We start from the raw sequence: 8212 nt of genomic DNA, 5'->3' as shown, positions 1-8212 counted from the left end.
AAATTGCTTCAAAATAGCGCCGATTAATCAAGGTAATATAAATCAATGAACGAATTTAAATGATTTCCAACATAAATAAAATTAAATTATAATATAAATTTAAAAAATAAACATTTAGATAATAATGAGTATACAACCACGCCTTAATCGCTTCGATCTCAGCATGATAGTCATCAGTTTGGTGATAGGTATGGGCATATTTGGCAGCCCGAGTGATGTAGCGGTAAAGGCCGGCAGCGCCCCTGTATTTTTTGGTGCCTGGATATTTGGAGGGGTAGTTACCCTTTGCGGTGCGCTTACCTTTGCCGAGATAGGCGCCCGCTATCCAACCACGGGTGGCTTCTATAAAGTATTCTCTTATTGCTACCACCCGGCCTTCGCTTTTATGATCAATTGGGTGCTGGTTATCAGTAACGCGGCTTCGGTAGCGGCAGTGGCTTTGCTTGGTGCAGAGTACATTAACCCTATATTACTTCCGGATAGCCTGCAAAACCCAACAGGAACTAAACTTACTACTATTCTTACAGTACTGTTTTTATATGTAATTAACTTTTTAGGGATAAAACTGAGCGCCCGTGCCCAAAACGTACTTACCATTTTTAAAGTGACGGCTATCCTTGTTCTTTGTACTGCAATATTTAAAAGCGATGACGAGCCAAAAGCATTTATAGCTGTAACACCGCATACCGGCAGTGTAATAACCGCCTTCGGGCTTAGTTTGGTTGCCGTGTTTTTCACCTATGGCGGATATCAGCAAACCATCAATTTTGGGGGCGATATTATTAACGCCAAAAGCAATATCCCAAAAGCAATTTTCTTTGGGATAGGTACGGTTATCACGCTGTATCTGGCCATTAATTACGCTTATTATTCTGTATTAGGCATTGGTGGTTTACAGCAAACACATACACTGGCGGCAAAACTGGCCGGGGTAATATTCGGCACTACGGGATACAAAATAACATCTATACTAATGTTTGTATCGGTTCTGGCTTATGTAAATGTTAACATATTGGCAAACCCACGTGTGTATTACGCCATGGCCGAGGATGGTATACTGCCCCCTATATTTAAACGGGTAAACCCAAAAACACAAGTACAGGAATTTGGTATGACATTTTTTGTGGCGGCCGCGCTCGTCATCCTGTTCTTCGTTGGCTCGTTTAGCGCAATGCTTAAGTATGTGATGTTCTTTGATACCATTGGCTTATCGCTGGCTGCCGTGGCAATATTTGTTTTGCGTAAAAAAACAAAAGATATGGATGTAAGTACCATTTATACTATTAAATGGTTCCCGCTGATCCCGTTAATATTTATACTGGCTTATTGGTTTGTAACTATTAACATCTTCCTCACCTTTAAAGAGGACCCTTTCGCCGCATTCTGGTGCCTTGCAGCCTATGCCCTGGGGCTGGCCATTTATTACCTTGGCGCACGTAAACAAAAACCTGTACTTCCTGATAATTAAACAATGGATATATCCTACATATTAAACGAACTGGGCGAAGAGCGTGAAGATTATTTCAACGCCGTATCCCCACCTATTGTACAAACCAGCAACTTTACTTTTAAAACTGTTGATGCTTTTAGAGAGGCTTTAGGCGACGAATTTGATGCTACCCTTTATTCTCGCGGGCACAACCCTACCCTTAACATTCTTCGTCAAAAATTGGCCGCGTTGGATGATGCCGAAGACGCGTTAGTTTTTAGCAGTGGTATTGCGGCTATCACCGTACCTATCCTTGCCCTGCTTAAACAAGGCGACCATGTAGTATCTGTTGAGAACCCATACAGTTGGACAATTAAACTATTCAATAATTTCCTGCCGAAGTTTGGTATCACCACTACTTTTGTTGATGGCACTAAGATTCAGAATATAGAGAGAGCGATTCAACCGAACACCAAACTTATCTATCTGGAAAGCCCCAACACTTTTAGTTACGAATTGCAGGACCTAAAGGCCATTGCTGCAATTGCCAAACAGCGCGGCATAACTACTATGGCAGATAACAGCTACTGTACGCCGCTTTATCAGCAGCCTATTAAACTGGGTATCGATCTGGTGGCGCAATCGGCAACCAAGTATATAGGTGGTCATTCTGATGTGGTAGCGGGCGTATTAACAGGCAGTAAAGCTTTAATTGAGCAGATCTTTACTCATGAGTTTATGAACATTGGCCCATCCCTATCGCCACATTCGGCATGGTTGCTTATACGGGGTTTGCGCACTTTGCCTTTACGCTTACAGCGAAGTTTCGAAACAACAAAAACTGTTATCCAATGGCTTAAACAACAGCCACAGGTAGACCAGGTATTATGGCCCTTTGATGCCGGGTTTAAACAGGCCGGATTGGCGCAGCAACAAATGCAGGGTTGCGGCGGGCTTTTCAGTTTTACATTAAAGGATTCTTCATTGCAGAAAATAGAAACATTTTGTAATAACCTCAAACATATACTAATGGCTGTTTCATGGGGTGGCCACGAGAGTTTGATCATTCCGTCTATTGCAGGTATTAAAGCAACTGACTATGAACAAACTAACCCACGCCACCAGTTAATACGCATGTATATTGGTTTAGAGGATGCTGATTACCTTATAAAAGATTTGATGCAGGCACTAAAATTTTAATCTTTTTAAAATGTTTTAAAAAGTATTTTGATTTTTATATTTATCTTTACTAAGTTTGTGTAATAATGAACGACAGATCATTAAAATATTCATACTTGTTATCCTCCCTGGGGGATTTAAAATTTTATGTTAATTGGTTATAAATCCTCGCTTCGGTGAGGTTTTTTTTTGTGCCGATTTTTGAAAAGATAAAACTGAATACCAATATTAAACCTAATTATGGCAAGATTAAATTTATTAGAAGAAACGCGATACGAGAAGTTGCCGGTAACGGTATATGCAGATCAGCGTACCGCATCGCTGGCAGTGGCGGCAAGGATAGCCACGCTCATCCGTAAAAAACAAGCAGCCGGTGAACCAACGGTGCTGGGATTGGCAACAGGTGTTACACCGATACAAGTTTACGCCGAGTTAATTCGCTTACATAAAGAAGAAGGGTTGTCTTTCAAGGGTGTCATCACATTCAACCTGGATGAGTATTACCCTATGAAGCCGGATGCTGTACAAAGCTATGTCAGCTTCATGAACGAGAACTTGTTTGATCATGTAGATATAGATAAGCATGCGGTGCATATCCCGGACGGTACTTTGCCACAAGAAGAGGTCGCTGCTTTTTGTTTAGAATACGAGAAGCAGATAGAGGAACTGGGAGGATTAGACCTGCAGATATTAGGTATTGGCCGTACCGGTCACATTGGTTTTAATGAGCCGGGATCTGCGCCCAACTCGGGTACACGGTTGGTGACTTTAGATGATCTGACCCGTAATGATGCTTCGCGTGATTTTGGGGGTAAACAGAATGTGCCTACCAAGGCTATTACCATGGGTGTGGGTACCATCTTTAAAGCTCGCGAAATTATCCTGATGGCCTGGAGCGCCAAGAAAGCGCCTATAGTTCGTAAAGCGGTAGAGGGCGAGATCTCGGGCGAGGTACCTGCTACTTTCCTGCAGCTTTCAGATAATGTAGAGTTTGTGCTGGATGTGGACGCGGCTTCGGGGCTGACCCGTTTTGATACACCCTGGCTGGTGACGGATTGTGTTTGGAATAAGAGTTTGAGAAAGAAAGCGGTGATCTGGCTTTCGGGCGAGGTGGGGAAACCTATTCTGAAGCTGACCGAAGAGGATTATAATGGCCATGGTATGGCACAGCTGGCCGTAGAACAGGGACCTGTTTATCAGATCAATATTGATATATTTAACCAGGTGCAGCATACCATTACCGGCTGGCCGGGTGGCAAGCCAGGCGCTGATGACAGCCAACGCCCTGAACGTGCCAACCCTGCAAAAAAACGCTCTATCATATTCTCTCCGCATCCCGATGATGATGTGATCTCGATGGGTGGTACGTTTATCCGTTTGGTTGACCAGGGGCATGATGTGCACGTTGCATACCAAACATCAGGCAACACGGCTGTTTGGGATGATGATGTATTACGATACATGGAGTTCGCCATTGATTTTAAACACAGTATAGGCGAGGATACGGCCAAATTGCAGGGCATTTATGAAGACATGCGCCGATTTATTGACACCAAACTACCCAACCAGATAGATACGCCGGAGATCCTGGATGTGAAAGGGTTTATCCGTAAAACGGAAGCTATATCGGGTGCCCGCTTCGCGGGATTGCCAGATAGCAATATCCATTTCCAGGCGCTCCCTTTTTATGAAACAGGCAAAACCAAGAAAAATTCAGTTGGCGAAGAGGATGTCCGTTTAACCATGGAGCTGCTACAGGGGGTGAAACCGCAGCAGGTATTTGCCGCGGGCGATTTCGCGGATCCGCATGGCACGCATGTGGTTTGTTTTAACATCGTTCTGGCTGCTTTACGCCGCCTGCGCGAAACGGAAGCATGGGTAAAGGATTGCTGGCTGTGGATGTACCGCGGCGCATGGCAGGAGTTCCCTACCCACGAAATTGAAATGGCGGTGCCTTTATCGCCTGCGGAGGTGCTGCGCAAGCGTAACGCTATTTTCAAACATCAATCGCAAAAGGACAGGCCGGTATTCCCCGGTGATGATGCACGCGAGTTTTGGGTAAGGGCCGAAGACCGCAACCGCGAGACCGCGCAGAATTATGATAAACTTGGTATGGCTGAATACGCTGCCATGGAAGCTTTTGTTAAGTATCATTATTAACACCCTATATCTATTTTAAATAAAAAGGGAGCGCAAATGCGTTCCCTTTTTATTTAAAAATATGTCATTTCCCCTCGCTAACGCTCGTTCGAAATGACATATTTTTTTAAATGTAGAAACGCAATACTTTGCGTCTTCCTATGTATATTAACAAAAGACGCGAAGTATCGCGTCTCTACGCTTGGTCTTATTTATTTCTTATTCTTTACTACATCGCTGGCATGCTGTGCCATTTCTAAATGGTGTTGTAATATGGGTACATGCTTTGTAGCAAATGCCTTCAACACTGTATCTTTACCATCCTTAGCTTCTTTTTGAAACTCTTCTATATCCTCTTTATGATCTTTAACCATATAGTCGGTATACGCTTTTTCAAACTCCGCCTTACCTAACTTTGCCATATCATCATAATCCTTCTGAAGGTCATTAGATAAAATTGCAGGTAAAGTAATAAACTTAGCTGCAGCAATACCTTTAAGTTCGGTATTTGCTTTTGAATGATCAGTTACCATCATTTTACCAAACTCCAATACTTGCGGTGTAACGGCTTTTTGTTGCGCAAGCTTACCTAATTCAACTTCCATCAGGCCACCGTTTGCAGCTTTTACTGCATATTCGTAATCGGCCTTTAGTTCAGTAGAACCTTTGGCTTTTAATTCTTTTTCATTGCTATCCATTGCAGCATCCGTGCTATTGCTGCTATAATTTGCTGTACTATCGGTATCGGCAGTACCCTTACTACCACTACCACTGCAGGATGCCGCAGCGATGATCACTATACCTGATAAAAATTTCAATACGTTTTTCATAGCGTTAGTCTTAATTTTTAATAAAAATTACCCAACAATTATGCCATGCTATCTTATCTTCTCATTCACCAAAGTAATTATCTCTGCCTCGGTGGCGATAGCTTTCTTTTCTATTTCCTCACCTCGTTTCAGAATATCATCCACAAAAGTCTTATCCCTATACCCCGACGCGTTGATCTTCACATTCATGAATGCCCCAATTACTGCCGAACGAGCACAAAGCGCGGCAACACCTGCATCAGTTACCGAATTTTGGTTGCCCGTTTCTACCATTGCCTTTATGAGTGTCAAGCTTTCAAAACTGGTTTGCATCACTTTAAATGGTATTTCAATAGCATAGCGTGTGGCATCCTGTATAGCTATATCCCGGGTTGCTTTTTCTATATCGTTCGCTTTTGGTAAGCTAAATGCTTCCATTATTTTATTAAAGGCGGTAGTATCCAGGTCAACCAATCGCAGCAGTTCACCTTTATAGTTTTGTCCCTGCGCTGCCCAGTTGCCGAACTCTTCCCAACGGCTATCCCAACCTTTTTTATGCGATGATAAATTAGCCACCATAGTAGCTAACGATGCCCCCAAAGCACCCATATAAGCAGATATCGACCCTCCACCCGGTGCCGGGCTTTCGCTCGCGGTCTCGTCGGCAAAATCAGCAAGGGTCATGCTTACCAGTTTGCTCGCGGCTGAATCTTTCAGCAGATATTCAATGATACGCTCATCCGGGTTGAAGGGACCAAGCTCATCCAATCCCATCGATTTAATGGCAATTTTAATAAGTTCTTTCTCGCTCACACCTGTCGACCGCTGTTGCTTCCGCAGAAAATACTTACCTGCATCCAGCATTGCTTTCAAGGGTATCAGCCCTACCAGTTCGCTACCCGTTACACGGATACCACGTTCGGCAGCTCTTTTGCAAACCTCGTCAAAGGCTACATGTATTGGCGTAACCTCAATATTGGTGAGGTTCATCGAGATCTGGGCAACACCATATTCCTCAATGTACCAGCCTATAGCCTTTACACTTTTTAACGAGCCAGGGATAGATTTCGGCTTCCCGTTCTCATCTGTCACAATTTTGCCCGAAACAGGGTCGCCCTCGCGCAATATACGGCCAGCCTCGCGTACATCAAAAGCAATGGCATTTGCCCTGCGGGTTGATGTGGTGTTCAGGTTAATATTATATGCTATCAGGAAATCGCGCGCCCCAATCACAGTTGCGCCACGTTTGGCATCAAACTCCGCCGGACCAAAATCGGGTTTCCATTTTGGCTCTTTTATCTTTTTAAAAAAACCTTCGTACTCCCCTGCCCTAATTACAGACAGGTTGTTGCGGTTTTTATCTGCCTGTGCATGTTCGTACAAATAGGCCGGGATACCTAACTCTTCGCCAACACGTTTGGCCAGTTGCCTCGCGTATTCGGCAGTCTCCTCCATGGTAATATTGGCAATCGGTATCAACGGACAAACATCTGTTGCGCCCATTCTTGGGTGTTCGCCTTTTTGTTTGCTCATATCAATCAGTTCGCCGGCTTTTTTAATAGCCCGGAATGCCGCTTCTATCACCAGTTTAGGCTCGCCCACAAAAGTTACAACGGTACGGTTGGTGGCCTTACCCGGGTCAACATTCAGCAATTTAATGCCTTCTACAGATTCAACCTCATCGGTAATTTGTTTGATGATAGCCAGGTTTACACCTTCGCTAAAATTGGGCACACATTCTATTAGTTGGTTCATTGGTTTATTAGTTCAATGGTTCAATAGTCTTTCCCCCAATCCAAACGTGATTAGGCTTCAATTTTCCCTGATAATATAATATTTCACGGTAATCGGCACATGGGTAGGCCTGCATATCTGCAGGCATCCCGGGTGCTAATATACCACGTTCAAGTTTTAATGCTGATGCCGCACGGAAGGTTAATCCCGCGAAAACTTCAGCGGCAGATAATTTTTCAGACGCGCTCATTACAGCGGCTTGCATCAGCAGGTCACCCATCGGGGCCGAGCCGGGGTTCCAGTCACTGGCAATGGCAAGGCAGGCACCTGCATCCAATAATTTACGTGCCGGGGCGTATGGCATACCCAACCCCATCGACGCCCCGGGCAACGTAACAGCAACTATATTTGAGTCAGCTAATAGTTTAATTTCATGGTCGCCGCTGGCTTCCAGGTGGTCGGCAGATAATGCGCCTACCTCAACAGCAACCTTGCTGCCACCGGTTGTAAACTGGTCGGCATGTACGGTAATATCAAAGCCCATTTGTTTGGCTTTATTCAGATATATAAGGGCATTTTCGGTATTAATAGCACTTTCTTCAATGAAGATATCTACGCGGTTTGTTAAGTTTTCTTGTTTAAGAACAGGAAGTAGGTCATTCACCACATGTTCCAGATACTCCTGTTGCGATCCTGTAAAATCTTTCGGCACCATGTGTGCCGCAAGGCAGGTCGGCACAAGTTTCGCTTTAGTTTGGGCCGATGCCGCTTTAATGGCACGCAGCTGCTTTAGCTCTTCCTTCAGGCTTAAACCATACCCGCTTTTAACTTCTATGGTGGTTACGCCTTCGGTTAAATGGCGGTTCGCCCTTCGGACTAATTGTTCGGTTAAGGTCGCTTCATCAGCCGCACGGGTTTGGGT

The 8212-nt window shown here is 44.3% G+C and carries 6 protein-coding genes; 3 read left to right on the top strand and 3 right to left on the bottom strand.

Annotation, left to right across the window (positions count from 1 at the left end; genetic code table 11):
• Positions 1-124 precede the first annotated feature (124 nt).
• The 3 genes from JWQ85_RS08845 to nagB all read left to right on the top strand — a co-directional run bounded on the left by JWQ85_RS08845 (position 125) and on the right by nagB (position 4768).
• On the top strand, positions 125-1468 hold the full coding sequence (locus JWQ85_RS08845) for an APC family permease (RefSeq protein WP_299467036.1): 1344 nt from the start codon (positions 125-127) through the stop codon (positions 1466-1468).
• Between the two features lie 3 nt (positions 1469-1471).
• Entirely contained in the window at positions 1472-2629 is a 1158-nt protein-coding gene (locus JWQ85_RS08840; protein ID WP_299467034.1) for an aminotransferase class I/II-fold pyridoxal phosphate-dependent enzyme, read from the top strand.
• A 219-nt stretch (positions 2630-2848) separates the two neighbouring features.
• The gene (gene nagB / locus JWQ85_RS08835) at positions 2849-4768 is read left to right on the top strand and encodes a glucosamine-6-phosphate deaminase (RefSeq protein WP_299467032.1); all 1920 of its coding nucleotides are present in this window, start codon (positions 2849-2851) and stop codon (positions 4766-4768) included.
• Between the two features lie 191 nt (positions 4769-4959).
• On the opposite strand, the gene JWQ85_RS08830 is transcribed toward nagB, so the two are convergent.
• The 3 genes from JWQ85_RS08830 to JWQ85_RS08820 all read right to left on the bottom strand — a co-directional run.
• Positions 4960-5577 (bottom strand): DUF4142 domain-containing protein, encoded by a 618-nt coding sequence (locus JWQ85_RS08830; RefSeq protein WP_299467030.1) that lies wholly within the window; start codon positions 5575-5577, stop codon positions 4960-4962.
• A 48-nt stretch (positions 5578-5625) separates the two neighbouring features.
• On the bottom strand, positions 5626-7311 hold the full coding sequence (ftcD, locus tag JWQ85_RS08825; RefSeq protein ID WP_299467028.1) for a glutamate formimidoyltransferase: 1686 nt from the start codon (positions 7309-7311) through the stop codon (positions 5626-5628).
• A gap of 7 nt (positions 7312-7318) precedes the next feature.
• On the bottom strand, positions 7319-8212 hold an 894-nt coding region (locus JWQ85_RS08820; protein WP_299467026.1), incomplete at its 5' end, for an amidohydrolase family protein.

Source organism: Mucilaginibacter sp. (assembly GCF_028288105.1).
Classification (GTDB): Bacteria; Bacteroidota; Bacteroidia; order Sphingobacteriales; family Sphingobacteriaceae; genus Mucilaginibacter.
This window is presented reverse-complemented; position numbering and strand designations above follow the sequence as displayed.

Excerpts from the sequence above, each read along its gene's own strand:
- JWQ85_RS08845 (WP_299467036.1), top strand. The coding sequence starts at position 125 with ATGAGTATACAACCACGCCTTAATCGCTTCGATCTCAGCATGATAGTC.
- JWQ85_RS08840 (WP_299467034.1), top strand. The coding sequence starts at position 1,472 with ATGGATATATCCTACATATTAAACGAACTGGGCGAAGAGCGTGAAGAT.
- nagB (WP_299467032.1), top strand. The coding sequence starts at position 2,849 with ATGGCAAGATTAAATTTATTAGAAGAAACGCGATACGAGAAGTTGCCG.
- JWQ85_RS08830 (WP_299467030.1), bottom strand. The coding sequence starts at position 5,577 with ATGAAAAACGTATTGAAATTTTTATCAGGTATAGTGATCATCGCTGCG.
- ftcD (WP_299467028.1), bottom strand. The coding sequence starts at position 7,311 with ATGAACCAACTAATAGAATGTGTGCCCAATTTTAGCGAAGGTGTAAAC.